Source organism: Nocardiopsis sp. MG754419 (assembly GCF_018207095.1).
GTDB lineage: Bacteria > Actinomycetota > Actinomycetes > Streptosporangiales > Streptosporangiaceae > Nocardiopsis.
Map to the genome: position 1 here is coordinate 1 of NZ_QOCZ01000137.1, position 14,843 is coordinate 14,843.

The window sequence follows — 14,843 nt, forward strand, 5'->3', positions numbered from 1 at the left end:
CCCCTCCCCCGCCGACTTCGCCCGCTCCCTCGGGGAACTCGGCATCGGTGACACCGCCACCGTGGTCGTCTACGACGACGCCGGTGGATCGGTCGCCGCCCGGTTGGTGTGGATGCTGCGCACCCTCGGCACCCCGGCCGCGATCCTCGACGGTGGCCTCCAGGCCTGGTCCGGCCCCCTGGAGGAGGGCGAGGTGACCGTCGCCCCCGCACACCGGACCACGCTGCCGTGGCCGACCGACCGCGTCGTGGACACCGAAGGACTGCACTCCGAACTCGCCGACCCCGACCATCTGCTGCTGGACGCGCGCGTGCACGGGCGCTTCACCGGTGAGGAACCCGCACCCGTCGACCCGCGGGCGGGGCACATCCCCGGGGCCCACAGTGCCGAGTGGCAGGCCAACCTGGGCCCCGACGGCCGGTTGGCCGCCCCGGAGATCCTGCGCGCGCGCTTCGCGGCGCTGGGCGCGGACTCCGCGCCCACCATCACCGCCTACTGCGGATCCGGGGTGACCGCCTGCCACGACCTGTTGGCGTTGGAGCACGCCGGATTCACCGCGACCCGCCTGTACCCGGGTTCGTGGAGCCGCTGGGGCGCCGACCCGTCCCTTCCCATGGAGACCGGTGACCCCGGGACGTGACCCCCGTGGCGGTGTGGGACCGCACACGGTCCCTCGCCGCCACCGCCACGACGCCCTGACTTCCAGGTACGGGGCCTGGTCACCCTCTCCTGACGCCCCCGAGGTACCACCTAGGGTGGACGGGACAGAGGACCGCGAATCCGGAAGAATGGGCCGAAGCCAACTCGCGGGTCGGGCGAAAGATTCCCGTATCGCGCCGCTCCGGAACCAGAACCCCCGTTCCGGCGTCTCAGCGATCAAAGGGTCGCCCGGGCCCGGGAATCCACAACGTGCTGCACCGCGAAACGAGGAACTCTGGTGATCGAACTCCTGCTCCTACTGATTCTCATCGTCGGAATCGTGATCGGAGTCCTGATCTACACGCAGCGCTCGCGCTCGCAGAAGCAGGACACCCCGCCCCCACCGCCCCAGGACCCCTTCGCCGCCTCCGCCACCACCGACACCGCCGGTGACCCGCTGGCCATCAAGGCCGGCGACATGATCGACTGGGGCAACGAGCGCACTTGGATCCGCGGCACCCTCCGCCTGTCCGAGGGCGGCTACACCTGGTCCGAGCACTTCCTGGAGGTGGAGGGCGGCAAGCGCTGGCTCTCGGTCGAGGAGGACCCGGACGTCGAGCTGGCCCTGTGGTCCGGACGTCCCGATCTGAGCCTCGTGCCCCAGGGCAAGAGCATCGAGCTGGAGGGTGTGACCTACAAGCTCGAGGAGAAGGGTTCCGGCTCCTACCGTTCCGAGGGCACCACCGGTCTGAAGGCCCAGGGCGGCATGGACTACGCCGACTACGAGTCCGACGACGGTCAGCTGCTCGCCTTCGAACGGTTCGACCACGGCAACTGGGAGGTCAGCACCGGTCAGAAGATCGCGGCCGGCACCTTCACGATCTTCCCCGGGAGCTGATCCCCTCATGCGTGCGAGCATCAGTGCCCCCTTCATCGACACCAACGCCGACGATCTGGTCTGGACCCTCGAACACCCCCTGGTCGACCCCCTCGCCACCCGCACCGTCCAGGTGTCGGGCGTGACGGTCGAACTCCGTGTGCTCGGCGCTTCCCACCAGGTGGTCCTCGGTGCCGGAACGGGGGCACTGGTGGAGACGGTCGCCTGTCTGCCGGGGGTTCCCGGCGGGCTACCCGGCAACGCCGAGCACCCCCTGCCTGGGGTGGGCGATTACCGTTTCGACTCGGTCGTCGAGTCGTTGTCTCGCACCGACCTGGCCCGCCGGGTCGAAGGGATCCAGCAGGAGACCTCCGATTCACCCGGCGGGCTCATCGTCGCCTTCCCCGGTGACCCCCTCGCGGTCACCGCACTGCACCTGACCTCCGGCAGTGGGGTGTCGCTGTTCTGGCGTACCTGGCACGCCTATCCCCAGAGCGGCGAACTGGTGACGACGACCACAACCCTGACCCCCTGAAGGAGGCCGAGATGGCCACGACCACCACACCACGACACAAGCTCGCCGCGATCGGCGGTGCGACCACACTGCTGCTGCTCCTGTCCGCGTGCAGCGGGGGGAGCAACAACGCCGACTGTGAGCGGAACGACTCCTCCACCAGCGGCACGACCTCCTCGTCGTCCGACCTGCGTTCCCCGAGCCCCTCGCCCTCCGACGACTGCGAGAACGGTCGCAGCGGTGGTGGCGGCGGTTTCTTCTTCTTCGGCGGTGGCGGCGGCGGTGGCGGCGGTAACAACTCCAACAGCGGGGGCAGCGGCAGCGACACCCGTGGTGGTGGGTCGGGGTTCGGTAAGTAACCCGAGATCAGGCCAGTAGTCTGCCGTGTCGGGGGGACCTCGTGTCCCCCCGGACGCACATCCTTCCCCCGACACGGACGAGGCCATGAACGAGATCCTCGAAAGCTCCCTCTACGCGCTGGGTTACGGCGTGGTCGGTACCGTCATCATGTTGCTCGGTTACCTGATCACCGACCTGCTCACCCCGGGCAAGCTCCACAAGCTGATCTGGGAGGACCGCAACCAGAACGCGATCCTCCTGGTCTCCGCCAACACCCTGGGCGCCGCGATCGTGGTGGTCTCCGCGATCCTCTCCAGCTTCTCCGAGCTCGGTCTCGGCGCCGGGCTACTCTCCGCGACGATCTTCGGCCTCATCGGCCTGGTCGTGATGGCCCTCTCCTTCCTGCTCATCGACCTGCTCACCCCGGGCCGGGTCAGCCACATGATCAGCAACCCCGAGTGGCACCCGGCGACCTGGGTCAACGCGACCGCGCACGTCTCCATCGCCCTGGTGGTGGCCGCCGCCATCTCCTGATCCCCACCCGTGCGGGACGACCGCGCGGGCCGGTGTTCGGGCGTCGACGGTCCGGTGGAACGTCGGCGCCCGAAGCCTCCTCTTCCCTTCTTCAGAAAGCAGTACCGTGACCGAGACCCCGGCCGCCGACACCCCCGCTCCGGCGCGGGCGCGATTCCCGGTGCCACCGCGTGTGGCCCGGTTCTTCGTTCTGTCGGCGGTGTTCATCTGCGCCGCCTGCGGGCTGGTGTACGAACTGGCGCTCGTCGCGATCGGCAGCTACCTGCTCGGCGACACCATCACCCAGGCCTCCGTGGTCCTGTCGGTGATGGTGTTCGCCATGGGTGTGGGTTCCCTGCTGTCCAAGCGGTACCAGGCCCGCCCGGCCCTGTCCTTCGCGGTGGTCGAAGGGTTGTTGTCCCTGGTCGGCGGCTTGTCCATCCTGCTGCTGTACGGGGCGTTCGCGTGGTTGTCGGCCGCGGCCTACCAGCCGACCCTGGTGTTGTTGGCCTTCGTCATCGGCACCTTGATCGGCATCGAGATCCCGCTGCTGATGACCCTGATCCAGCGCATCCGCAGGCAGGACGCCTCGGAGGCGGTCGCGGACCTGTTCGCCGCCGACTACGTGGGCGGCCTCATCGGTGGTCTGGCGTTCCCGTTCCTGCTGTTGCCGCTGTTGGGTCTGCCCAAGGGCGTGCTCATGGTGGGTGTGCTGAACGCCGTGATCGGTGTGGCGGTGGTGCTGTGGCTCTTCCGCTCCGAACTCACCCGGCTCGCCTACGTGGGTCTGACCGTCGGCCTCGCGTTCATCGTGACGATCCTGGGGCTGGCCTATCTCTACGCCGAGCGTTTCGAGGTGGACGCCCGGCAGGCCATGTACCGCGACCCGATCGTGCACGCCGACCGCAGCGAGTACCAGGAGATCGTGATCACCCGGTCGCTGGACGGCGCGGACACGCGCATGTTCCTCAACGGCGACCTGCAGTTCTCCACCCTGGACGAGTACCGGTACCACGAGTCGCTCATCCACCCGGCGATGGCCGGACCGCGCGAGGACGTGCTGGTGCTGGGCGGCGGCGACGGCCTGGCACTGCGGGAGATCCTGCGCTACGACGACGTCGAGGCGGTGACCCTGGTCGATCTGGACCCCGCGGTGATCGAGCTGGCCACCTCGGATCCGGTGATCTCCGAGCTCAACGACGACTCCTTCCTCGACCCGAGGGTCGAGGTGATCAACACCGACGCCTTCCAGTGGCTGAGGGACAACACCGACGACTTCGACGTGGTCATCGCCGACCTGCCCGACGGCACCGACGTGGGCACCTCGAAGCTGTACACGGTGGAGTTCTACTCGTTGGTCGGGCAGGCGATGGAGGGCGACAGCCGGTTGGTCGTCCAGGCCGGGTCCCCGTTCTTCGCGCCCGACGCCTACTGGAGCGTGAGCCGTTCCCTCGACGAGGCGGGGATCGGGGTCACCCCCTACAACGTGGACGTGCCGACCTTCGGCAACTGGGGTTTCTACCTGGGGACCCTGCACGGGTCGCCGGAACTGCGGATGCCCGAGGACGTCCCGGAACTGCGGTTCCTGGACGAGGCCCTGTTGGAGGCCGCCCAGGTGTTCCCGATGGACCGCCGGGAGGCCGACGTCCAGGCCTCCACGATGATGCACCCCCGGGTGATCCACTACCACCAGGACCGGGAGTCCTGGCGCGGGTACTGACCCGGGCACACCCCCCCGGGACGACCACGAGGCCGGCATCCGTGCGTGACGGATGCCGGCCTTCGTAGGTCACCGCGCGACCTGACGATCTTGGGCCTGCGGGCGGCCACGCGGTGGTTCGGGCGAGGCGGGACGACCGCGGAGGGAGTGGGTCACCCGACGGTACTCCCCCGCGGTCCGTGCACCATCCTGGACCAGGGATGATGTGGATCAAGGACGCCACGCCGCCCCTCTCGCCCCACATGGCAACCCTTGACACGGACTTACCGATCCTTGCCGAAAAGGTGCGGTATCGAATCGGGTGGCATCGCGTGCCCGGTTCCCCGCCGGGATCAGCTGTCGAAACCCAGCCCCACCGAGTCCAGGCCGCGCAGCCACAGGTTGCGACGCCCCTCGTCGCGGTCGGCCGCGGCCGTGGCCCGCAGGGTCAGCCCGATGCCCAGAGAACGCACCGGTTCGGGCGGGAACGGCAGGGGCTTCTCCCGCACCATCCGCAGTCGGGTGCGTTCGGTGTCGCGTCCGTCGAGCCGGTCGAGCAGCACCTGCGCCCCGAACCGGGTGGCGCCCACGCCCAGGCCGGTGTACCCGGCGGCGTAGGCCAACCGTCCGTCGTAGGCGTCGCCGAAGAACACCGAGAACCGGCTACAGGTGTCGATCACCCCGCCCCACGTGTGACCGAATCGGATCCCGCGCAACTGCGGGAAGGTCTTCAGGAAGTGCTCGGCGAGCTTCTGGAAGGTCTCCGGGCGCTGGTCGTACTCGGGCCGCACCGCACCGCCGTAGTGGTGGACGATGTCGTAGCCGCCCCACAGGATCCGCTGGTCCGCGGTGAGCCGGTAGTAGTGGAAGAAGTGGGCCGCGTCGGAGACCCCCTGCCGACCCCGCCAGCCGATCGCCTCCCGCTGCTCGTCGGTGAGCGGTTCGGTCATCAGCGCGTAGTCGTAGACCGGCGCGAGATAGTGCCGGAGTCGGCGCAGCGGCCCGGGGAAGGCGCCTCCGCCCCAGGCGACCTTGGCGGCGTGCACGGTGCCCCCGCGCCCCTCCAACCGCAACCCCAGCGGGGAGCGACCGATCGACCGGACCGGGGAGTTCTCGAAGATCCGTACGCCCAGACGCTCACAGACCGCCCGCAGGCCCCAGGCCAACTTCGCGGGGTGCAGCATCGCCACCCCGTCGGGGTCGTGCAGGGCGCCCACGTAGGTGGGCGAGTCGAGGTGGCTCCGGGCCTGCGCGGCGTCCCACACCCGCGCCTCGGCGCCCCGGGCGCGCAGGGCCTCGGCGGTCTCCTCCAGGTCCCGGACCTGCCAGGGCGCGGTCGCCATGAGGATCTCACCGGTGCGCTCGAACTCGCAGTCGATGCCGTGGCGGCGGACGGTCTCCTCGATGGCGTCGAGGTTGGCCAGGCCCTGGCGTTCGAGTTCGTCGATCTCCTCGGGCCAGCGCTGTGCACCGTTCTCGAAGCCGTGGGTGAGGCTGGCGGCGCAGAACCCGCCGTTGCGTCCCGAGGCCGCCCACCCCGTGGTGCGCGCCTCCACCAGGACCACGTCGCGGTCGGGGTCGCGTTCCTTGGCCAGCAGCGCCGTCCACAGCCCGGTGAACCCGGCGCCCACAACGGCCAGGTCGGTGTACACGTCCGCGGTCAGCGGCGGCGCCGCCGGGGGGACGTCGTGCCCGGGCACGTCGGGGTCGAGCCAGAAGACCCGGGGGCGTGCGCCCTCCAGGGCCCGGCTCGCCTCGGAACGGATGCTCTCGGCCATGGCCGGCCTCTCTCTCGGTGTCGGCGGACGGGGTCAGCTGCGGCGTCGGGCCATGACGACGTTGACGACCGCCATGAGCACACCGACCCCGAAGAGCAGGGTCCCCATGACGTTCACCTGCGGGGGGATGCCCACACGGGTGGAGCCCCACACCCACAGCGGGAAGGTGGTGACGTCGCCGCTGACGAACGTGGTGATGATGTAGTCGTCGATGGACAGGGCGAAGGCCAACAGGCCGCCGGCCATGATCGCGGGGAACAGCATCGGCAGGGTGACGAGGCGGAACGTGGTGAACGGCCCGGCGCCCAGGTCACGGGCGGCCTCTTCCAGGGCCGGGTCCAGGGTGATGACGCGGGCCCGGACCGTGATCGCCACGAAGGACACACAGAACATCACGTGCGCGATCACGGTCGTCCAGTAGCCGGTCGTCACGTTCATCATGAGGAACGTGGACAACAGGGCGGCGCCCAGCACGACCTCCGGGGCGCTGATCGCGGAGAACATCACCAGGTTGGTGAGCTGCTTGCCCCGGAAGGAGAACCGGCCCAGGGCCAGCCCGAGCAGGCTGCCGAGCACGCCCGCGATCACCATGCTCAGTAGGGCGATGGAGACGGAGTTGAACATCGCCTCGTTGAGCGTGGGGTGCGCGAACGCGTTCGCGTACCACCGGAACGTGAAGCCCTGCCAGGTGATGTTGTGCTTGCCCGCCGGGTCGTTGAAGCTGAACGCGACCATGAACAGGATCGGGGTGAACAGCCAGGCCAGGACCAGCCACGTGTAGTACCGGCCCCAGTCGATCCGGCGGCGTGGACGGACGGTGCGGGCCGGGGCGGCGGGCGCGGTCCGGCCCCGTCCGGAGGCGGCTTCGGTGCCGAGATGGGCGCTCATCAGGTGTGCACCTCCATGACCCGTTCGGTGCCCAGGGCCCGCGCGTAGCCGAAGATGCCCACGAGCAGCAGTCCCATGAGGACGAAGGTGATCGACGCGGCGATCGGGTAGTTGTTGTTGACCAGGTACTGACTCTGGATGACGTTGCCGATCATCGTGTTGTGGGTGCCGCCCAGGACCGAGGCGTTGACGTAGTCGGCGCTGGTGGGGATGAAGGTCATGAGCACCCCGGCGAACACCCCGGGCAGGGACACCGGCAGGATCACCCGGACGAACGCCTGGATCCGTCCGGCGTAGAGGTCGTGCGCCGCCTCCACCATGCGCGGGTCCATCCGTTCGAGGACGGCGTAGATCGGCAGCACCATGAACGGCAGGAAGTTGTAGGCCAGGCCCAGGACCACCGCCGGCGTGGAGTTGAGCACCTGGAGGTCGGCGGGGGCCAGCCCGATCGACTTCAGCGTCCCGAGGAGGACGCCGTTGTCGGCCAGCAGGAACCGCCACGAGATGGTGCGCAGCACGAAGGACACGAAGAACGGCAGCAGGATGAGCAGCAGGTACGTGGACTTGTGCGGCCCGGCCCGGAAGGCGATCCAGTAGGCCATGGGGTACCCCACCGCGATGCAGACCAGGGTGGCGCACGCACCGTAGAACAGGGAGCGCAGGATCTGCTCCCAGTAGGTGCTCACGGCGGTGACGTAGTTGCCCACCTCGAAGGTCTGTTGGAAGCCGGTGATCACGTCACCCGTGGTCAGCGACAACGACAGCATCCCCGCGATGGGGACCACGAAGAACAGCGCCAGCCAGATCCATGCCGGCAGGACCAGCACGTAGGGCGTCGTCGTTCGGTTTCTCATGGCATCAGCTCTGCATCGGCTCAGGGGCGGCCCACGGACCACCTTCCGGTGGGGCGGTCAGCTCTGGGTGATGGCCTGGAAGATCGAGGAGAACTCGTCCTGCTCACCGGGCTCCAGCGCCACGTAGTAGTGGAGCTTCTGGTAGTCGCCCTCCCCGGGGAAGACCAGGGGGCTCTTCGCCATGTCCGCCAGGGCCTCGCCGCGCTCGGAGTCGCCCTCGGCGTCGGCCCACTCGTTCATGACCTCCTGGGCGTGCGGGACCGGGGGGATGTAGCTGATGTACTCGGTCAGCCCGGTGGCGATCTCCGGTTCGTAGAGGAAGTCCATGAGCTTGAGGGCGTCGATGGGGGCCTTGGAGGTGAAGGGGATCAGCAGGTTGTCGGTCCAGATCGTGCCGCCCTCCTCCGGGATGACGAACCTGAGGTCGGTGCCCTCCTCCATGTTCTGCTGGTAGATGTCACCGGACCAGGCCATGGTGAGCCAGAGGTCACCGTTGGTGAGCGGCTGGATGAAGTCCTGGTCGTAGTAGGCGCGCACCACACCGGATTCCCGCTGTTCCCGGAGTCGCTCGGCGGCGGCCTCCCAGTCCTCCTTGGTGGACTCGGCCGGGTTCACCCCGTTGAGCAGCAGCCCGAAGTTGGCGATCTCCTGGGGGTCGGCGAACATGCCGACCTTCCCCTCGAAGGCGGTGTCCCACAGGTCCGCCAGGCTGGTGATCTCACGGTCGACGAACTCGGGGTTGTAGGCGATGCCGGTCACGCCGGAGGCGTAGGGGACGCTGTAGCGGTTGCCCGGGTCGTAGGCGCTGTTCTTGTACAGGTCGCCCGCGTAGTCGGCGAAGTTGGGCATCCGGGCATGGTCGAGGGGGACGACGTACCCCAGTTCCACGAGCTTGGCGAACTCGAACCCGTTGGGCAGGGTCATGAGGTCGTAACCGATGTCGTCGCCGTTGGCGAGCTTGGGCTGGATCTGCCCGAAGAACGACGCCGCCTCCTGCACGTCCTCGTGGTAGTCCACGTCGATGCCGGTGGACTCCTTGAACTGGGTCAACTGGGTGCGGTCGGGGTCCATGTAGAGGGGCCAGTTGGCCCAGCGCAGCGAACCCGTCTCCTCCTTGCCCGCCCAGAAGTCCTCGTCGGCCTGCGGATCACGCTGCTGTCCGCCGACACCACAGGCGGACAGGGCGAGGGCGGCCGCGGCGGCGCCACCCGCCTGGAGGGTGCGGCGACGGGTGAGCCCACGCAGGAGGGCGGGGTCGAGGTGCGCGCGTGAGGGGTGCTTCATGTCGTCGTTCCCTGGTTCGGTTCGTGGGGGGCTGGAAGGTAACGCGCTGAGCGGGAGCACGCGGGATCAGGAGGGCAGGGCGTAGGAGTGCCGCGGGTCCCACCAGACCCACACCGGGGCGCCGCGTTCGGCGACCAGCGTGGAGTCCGAGGAGTTCTGGCGGAACACGGAGATCTCGACACCGCCGTCGAGGGCGACCTGGTAGTGCGTGGAGGCGCCCATGTAGACGGTCTCGGTGACCGTGCCGCGCAGTGAGCACGCGGGGCCGTCCGGGGCGTCGGCCGCGGTCGGGGGCTCCGTGCCCATCCGCACCTTCTCGGGGCGCACCGTCAGGTGCACGGTGGAGCCGGTCGCGACCCCGGGGGGCAGCGCGGTGCTCAGGGCGGTCGCACCGCTCTCCAGGTCGATCCGGTGTCGACCGGCGGTGTCGGAGCCGGCGACCGTGCCGGTGAGGAGGTTGCTGGTCCCGATGAAGTCGGCGACGAACCGGGTGGCGGGCCGTTCGTAGATCTCGGCGGGGGTGCCCAACTGTTCGACGAGGCCGTTGTTCATCACCGCGACCCGGTCGGACATGGTCAGGGCCTCGCCCTGGTCGTGGGTGACGTAGACGAAGGTGATGCCGACCTCGCGCTGGATGCGCTTGAGTTCGACCTGCATGGACTGGCGGAGCTTGAGGTCCAGGGCGCCGAGGGGTTCGTCGAGCAGGAGGGCGCCCGGCTCGTTGACCAGGGCCCGGGCCAGGGCCACCCGCTGTTGCTGGCCGCCGGAGAGCTGCGCGGGCCGGTGCCGGGCCCGGTGGCCCAGTTCCACGAGCTCCAGCATGGCGGCGACCCTGCTCTTGACCTCGGCCTTGGGCACGCGCTTGCGTTCCAGTCCGAAGGCGACGTTGGCGGCCACGCTCATGTGCGGGAAGAGCGCGTAGCTCTGGAAGACCATGTTGACGTCGCGGTGGTTGGCGGGGACCCCGGTGACGTCGCGCCCGGAGAGGCGGACCACACCCTCGGTGGGTTCCTCGAAGCCGGCGATCATCCGCATGGTGGTGGTCTTGCCGCACCCGGAGGGCCCCAGGAGGGAGAAGAACTCACCGCGGGCGATCTCCAGGTCGACGCCGCCGACCGCCCGGACGGTCTCGGAGCCGGACCGGTAGGACTTGACCACGCGTGCAAGGCCGATCGCCGCGACCTCGTCGGTGGTGCGGTCCCGTTCCGCCACGGCGGACTCCTCGGTGCTGCTGCTGGTGGTGACCATGAGGGTGTTCCTGTCGGATCTCGTACCGGTCGGGCCGTGGCGCCCGACCGGTCCCCCGCGGGGCCTCCCGGTCGGGCGTTCGGCGCGGCTCAGTCGCCGATGTAGCTCATGACGTGCTTGACGCGGGTGTACTCCTCGAAGGAGTACGTGGACAGGTCCTTGCCGTAGCCGGAGTGCTTGAAGCCGCCGTGGGGCATCTCCGCGGTGATGGGGATGTGGGTGTTGATCCACACACAGCCGAAGTCCAACCGGCGGGACACGCGCAGCGCGCGGGCGTGGTCCCTGGTCCACACACTGGAGGCCAGCCCGTACTCGACCGCGTTGGCCCAGGCCACCGCGGTGTCCTCGTCCGTGAAGCGCTGGACGGTGAGGACGGGCCCGAAGATCTCGTCCGTGACGAGTTCGTCGCCCTGGCGCAGCCCCGCGACGACGGTGGGCGCGTAGAAGAAGCCCTGGTCGCCCACCCGGGCGCCGCCGGCGAGGATCTCGGCGTGGTCGGGGGCCCGGTCCAGGAAGCCGCTGACCCGGGCGAGCTGGTGCGCGTTGTTGACCGGCCCGTAGGCCGCGTCGGGGTTGTCGGGGCCGGCGGTGACCGTGCCCCGCGCCTGCTCGGCCAGGGCGGCGGCCAGGTCGTCGTGGACACCGGGGGCGGCGAGGATGCGGGTGGCGGCGGTGCAGTCCTGGCCGGCGTTGAAGTAGCCGGCCTCGGCGATGCCGACGGCGGCCTTCTCGACGTCGGCGTCGTCGAACACCACGACGGGCGCCTTGCCCCCGAGTTCGAGGTGCAGGCGCTTCAGGTCGCGGGAACCGGCCTGGGCCACCTCGAAGCCGGCCCGGGTGGAGCCGGTGAGGGAGATGAGCGCGGGCACGGGGTGGTCGACGAGGGCGCGTCCGGTGTCCCGGTCGCCGCACACGACGTTGAAGACGCCGGCGGGCAGGAACTCGGCCGCGATCTCCGCGAGGAGGAGCGTGGAGACCGGGGTGGTGTCGGAGGGCTTGAGGACGATCGTGTTGCCGGCGGCGAGGGCGGGGCCGATCTTCCACGCGGCCATGGCCATGGGGTAGTTCCACGGCGTGATCTGCCCGACCACCCCGAGGGGTTCGCGACGGATCCAGGAGGTGTGGTCGCGCATGTACTCGGCGGCGGCCCGGCCCTCCAGGTTGCGGGTGGCGCCGGCGAAGAACCGGAGCGCGTCCAGGACCTGGCCGATCTCCTCGGACCGGGTGAGCTCCACCGGCTTGCCGCAGTTGCGGACCTCGGCGGCGACGAGCTCGTCGGCGCGGGCCTCGACGGCGTCGGCGAACCGGTTGAGGGCGATCTGCCGCTCCGCGGGAGTCCAGTCCCGCCACTCCTCCTCGAAGGCGCGCCGGGCGACCCGGAAGGCGGCGTCGACGTCCTCGGCTCCGGAGACCGGGGCGGTGGCGAAGACCTTTCCGGTGGCGGGGTCGACGAGGTCCGCGCGGCGACCCTCGACGGTGTCCACGTACCGGCCGCCGACGAAGTTGCGGAGGTGATCGAGTTCGGGCCCCTGGGTCACTACGGCTCCCCTGCGGTCGGGCGCGCCACGGCGCGCGTGTGGCTGTGATTGGTCACACTGCCACCCTCCGATGGGGAGTACAAGAGGCTTCAAGGGATTCCGTTGTAAAGATTGGGTTTCTCGACGGATACTTGACACAAGTCCCTGGGATGCGACTATTTCTATTGAGCAAGGCGCGTTGGGTCCGTGTACTCGAACACGACCCGCCCCGCACGCCACCGCACCGCCCAGAGAACTCAGGGAGCTCAAGTGGAACCGCGTCTGAACTCGGAGAACCTGCAACGGGCCGCCAAGGACCACCTGTGGATGCACTTCACGGAGATGGCCGCCTACCACGAGGCCGACGTCCCGGTCATCACCCGGGGCGAGGGCGCCTACGTCTACGACGACCGGGGGGAGCGCTACCTCGACGGTCTGTCCGGGCTGTTCGTCTCCCAGGTGGGACACGGGCGGACCGAGATCGCCGACGCGATCGCCGAGCAGGCCCGTGAACTCGCCTACTTCCCGATCTGGACCTACGCCCACCCGAGGGCGATCGAGCTCGCCGACCGGCTGGCCGGCCTCGCCCCCGGCGACCTCAACCGGGTGTTCTTCACCGGTGGCGGTTCCGAGGCCGTGGAGTCCGCGTGGAAGCTCGCCCGCCAGTACTTCAAGGCGATCGGGCAGCCCACCCGGCACAAGGTGATCAGCCGCAACATCGCCTACCACGGCACCACCCTTGGCGCTCTGTCCATCACCGGACTCCAGGCGATCAAAAGCCCCTTCGAGCCCCTGGTGCCCAGCACCATCCAGGTGCCCAACACGAACATCTACCGGGCGCCCGTCCACGGCGACGACCCCGAGGCGTTCGGGCGGTGGGCCGCCGACCAGATCGAGGAGGCGATCCTCCAGAACGACCCGGAGACCATCGCCGCGGTGTACGTCGAGCCGGTACAGAACTCCGGCGGCTGCTTCCCGCCGCCGCCCGGGTACCTGCGGCGGGTCCGCGAGATCTGCGACCGGCACGGGGTCCTGATGGTGTCGGACGAGGTGATCTGCGCGTTCGGCCGCCTGGGCGAGTACTTCGGAGCGACGAAGTACGGCTACGTGCCGGACATGATCACCTTCGCCAAGGGCGCGACGAGCGGCTACGTGCCGCTGGGCGGGCTCATCGCGCGGGACCGGCTCATGGAGCCCTTCCAGGAGGAGGGAGCAGCGTTCCTGCACGGGATCACCTTCGCCGGGCACCCGGTCGCGGCCGCCGCCGCGCTGGCCAACCTCGACCTGTTCGAGAGCGAGGGGTTGTTGGACAACGTCCGCGAGAACGGACCGGTGTTCCGAGCCACCCTGGAGAGGCTCCTGGACCTGCCGATCGTGGGCGACGTACGAGGTGACGGCTACTTCTACGGGATCGAACTGGTCCGCGACAAGGAGACCAAGGAGACCTTCAGCGCCGAGGAGTCCAAGTCGCTCCTCAAGGGGTTCATCTCCTCGTCCTTGTTCGCGGCGGGTCTGGTCTGCCGCGCCGACGACCGCGGCGAGCCGGTCATCCAGCTGTCCCCGCCACTGACCTGCGGCCCCGAGCACTTCGACGAGATCGAGCGGATTCTGCGCAAGGTCCTCACCGAGGCGTGGGAACGCCTGTAGTCCGTGCGTCGCCGTGGGCTCGCGCCGTGCTCCGTCCCGTGTACGGGCGCCCCACGGCACGGCGGGGGCCGGGGACCCGCGGTGGGATGGCGCGTTGCCCGCCATCCCACCTGCGGCGCCTCGCGGGGCACGGCGGAAGCACAGCCCGCGTGAGCCCGCACGGGAGGACACCGCCTGCCGTGCGCGCCCGGGCCCTATCCGTCGGCGCGCTCCAGGGCGGCGAGGGCGGTGACGGCGCCCAGCTCCCAGCAGGCCTCCCTGGCCTCGGTGTCGGGGCGGCCGAGGACCGTCACCGGGGGCCGGTGGCGTTCCCACCCCATCCCCTTGGCGACGGCCTCCACCGCGCGCACCGCGCCGGAGGTGTCGTTGTCACCGTGCACGTACAGGGAGTACGGCAGCCCCCGCTGATCGACCTGGACCGGGTAGTACACCGTGTCGAAGAAGTGCTTGAGGGCACCCGACATGTAGCCGATGTTGGCGGGTGTGCCCAACACCACGGCGTCGGCGGCCAAGAGGTCGACCGGGGTCGCCGCCAGGGCCGCCCGGACCCCCACCTCCACCCCGGTCAGGTCGTCCGTGCGCGCCCCGTCGAGGACGGCGTCCAGGAGTTCACGGGTGGCGGGCGAGACGGTGTGGTGGACGATGAGCAGACGTGCCATGCGCCCACCCTCTCAGAGCCGCCGCCGACCGACCGGACCGGCCGTCGTCGCGACCGATGCGCCCGGCCCGCGTCCACGGGGAACTCCGCGCGACCCCTTGGGTATCGTCGACGCGTGCCCCTCCCGGTCGGAACCGACGCGCGTCGGACGACGTCTCAGCCAACGGCACACCATCAGTCTTCAGAAAGCCAGGCCCCGCCATGAGTCAGCCTCCTCCCTACGGACCTCCGCCGACCGGCGGCCAGCCGCCTATGGGGCCGCCTCCCGGTGGGATGCCTCCCGGTGGAATGCCTCCCGGTGGTCCGCCCCCGCCCGGCGGGATGCCCCCCGGTGGAATGCCTCCGGGCGGGGGCGGACCACCGGGAGGCATTCCACCGGGAGGCATCC

14 protein-coding genes are annotated in these 14,843 nt (G+C 69.8%); 7 read left to right on the forward strand and 7 right to left on the reverse strand.

The window, feature by feature from the left end:
• From DSY14_RS21765 to DSY14_RS21790, 6 genes are all read left to right on the forward strand, one after another.
• On the forward strand, positions 1-640 hold a 640-nt coding region (locus DSY14_RS21765), incomplete at its 5' end, for a sulfurtransferase (RefSeq protein WP_211718470.1).
• A gap of 297 nt (positions 641-937) precedes the next feature.
• Positions 938-1,537 (forward strand): DUF4178 domain-containing protein, encoded by a 600-nt coding sequence (locus DSY14_RS21770; protein ID WP_211718471.1) that lies wholly within the window; start codon positions 938-940, stop codon positions 1,535-1,537.
• Positions 1,538-1,544: 7 nt separating this feature from the next.
• The gene (locus tag DSY14_RS21775; protein ID WP_211718472.1) at positions 1,545-2,051 is read left to right on the forward strand and encodes a DUF2617 family protein; all 507 of its coding nucleotides are present in this window, start codon (positions 1,545-1,547) and stop codon (positions 2,049-2,051) included.
• A gap of 11 nt (positions 2,052-2,062) precedes the next feature.
• Positions 2,063-2,389: a hypothetical protein gene (locus tag DSY14_RS21780; protein ID WP_211718473.1), complete on the forward strand. Its 327-nt coding sequence runs from the start codon at positions 2,063-2,065 to the stop codon at positions 2,387-2,389.
• A gap of 85 nt (positions 2,390-2,474) precedes the next feature.
• Positions 2,475-2,903: a DUF350 domain-containing protein gene (locus DSY14_RS21785; RefSeq protein ID WP_211718474.1), complete on the forward strand. Its 429-nt coding sequence runs from the start codon at positions 2,475-2,477 to the stop codon at positions 2,901-2,903.
• 106 nt (positions 2,904-3,009) lie between these two features.
• Positions 3,010-4,602 (forward strand): polyamine aminopropyltransferase, encoded by a 1,593-nt coding sequence (locus DSY14_RS21790; protein ID WP_374224040.1) that lies wholly within the window; start codon positions 3,010-3,012, stop codon positions 4,600-4,602.
• A gap of 332 nt (positions 4,603-4,934) precedes the next feature.
• Here DSY14_RS21790 and DSY14_RS21795 read toward each other — a convergent pair whose 3' ends face one another.
• The 6 genes from DSY14_RS21795 to DSY14_RS21820 all read right to left on the reverse strand — a co-directional run bounded on the left by DSY14_RS21795 (position 4,935) and on the right by DSY14_RS21820 (position 12,171).
• The gene (locus DSY14_RS21795) at positions 4,935-6,359 is read right to left on the reverse strand and encodes an FAD-binding oxidoreductase (RefSeq protein ID WP_211718475.1); all 1,425 of its coding nucleotides are present in this window, start codon (positions 6,357-6,359) and stop codon (positions 4,935-4,937) included.
• A gap of 33 nt (positions 6,360-6,392) precedes the next feature.
• The gene (locus DSY14_RS21800; protein WP_211718476.1) at positions 6,393-7,247 is read right to left on the reverse strand and encodes an ABC transporter permease; all 855 of its coding nucleotides are present in this window, start codon (positions 7,245-7,247) and stop codon (positions 6,393-6,395) included.
• Positions 7,247-8,101, reverse strand: a complete 855-nt coding sequence (locus DSY14_RS21805; RefSeq protein ID WP_211718477.1) for an ABC transporter permease — start codon at positions 8,099-8,101, stop codon at positions 7,247-7,249. The genes DSY14_RS21800 and DSY14_RS21805 overlap by 1 nt, the downstream gene beginning before the upstream one ends.
• A 57-nt stretch (positions 8,102-8,158) precedes the next feature.
• On the reverse strand, positions 8,159-9,385 hold the full coding sequence (locus tag DSY14_RS21810) for a PotD/PotF family extracellular solute-binding protein (RefSeq protein WP_211718478.1): 1,227 nt from the start codon (positions 9,383-9,385) through the stop codon (positions 8,159-8,161).
• Between the two features lie 66 nt (positions 9,386-9,451).
• Positions 9,452-10,633, reverse strand: a complete 1,182-nt coding sequence (locus DSY14_RS21815) for an ABC transporter ATP-binding protein (RefSeq protein ID WP_211718479.1) — start codon at positions 10,631-10,633, stop codon at positions 9,452-9,454.
• Positions 10,634-10,722: 89 nt separating this feature from the next.
• Positions 10,723-12,171, reverse strand: coding sequence for a gamma-aminobutyraldehyde dehydrogenase (locus DSY14_RS21820; protein WP_211718480.1), 1,449 nt, complete (start codon positions 12,169-12,171; stop codon positions 10,723-10,725).
• Positions 12,172-12,420: 249 nt separating this feature from the next.
• Here DSY14_RS21820 and DSY14_RS21825 point away from each other — a divergent pair, with 249 nt between their 5' ends.
• Positions 12,421-13,797, forward strand: a complete 1,377-nt coding sequence (locus DSY14_RS21825; RefSeq protein WP_211718481.1) for an aspartate aminotransferase family protein — start codon at positions 12,421-12,423, stop codon at positions 13,795-13,797.
• Between the two features lie 194 nt (positions 13,798-13,991).
• On the opposite strand, the gene DSY14_RS21830 is transcribed toward DSY14_RS21825, so the two are convergent.
• The gene (locus DSY14_RS21830; RefSeq protein WP_211718482.1) at positions 13,992-14,456 is read right to left on the reverse strand and encodes a flavodoxin family protein; all 465 of its coding nucleotides are present in this window, start codon (positions 14,454-14,456) and stop codon (positions 13,992-13,994) included.
• Between the last annotated feature and the right edge of the window lie 387 nt (positions 14,457-14,843).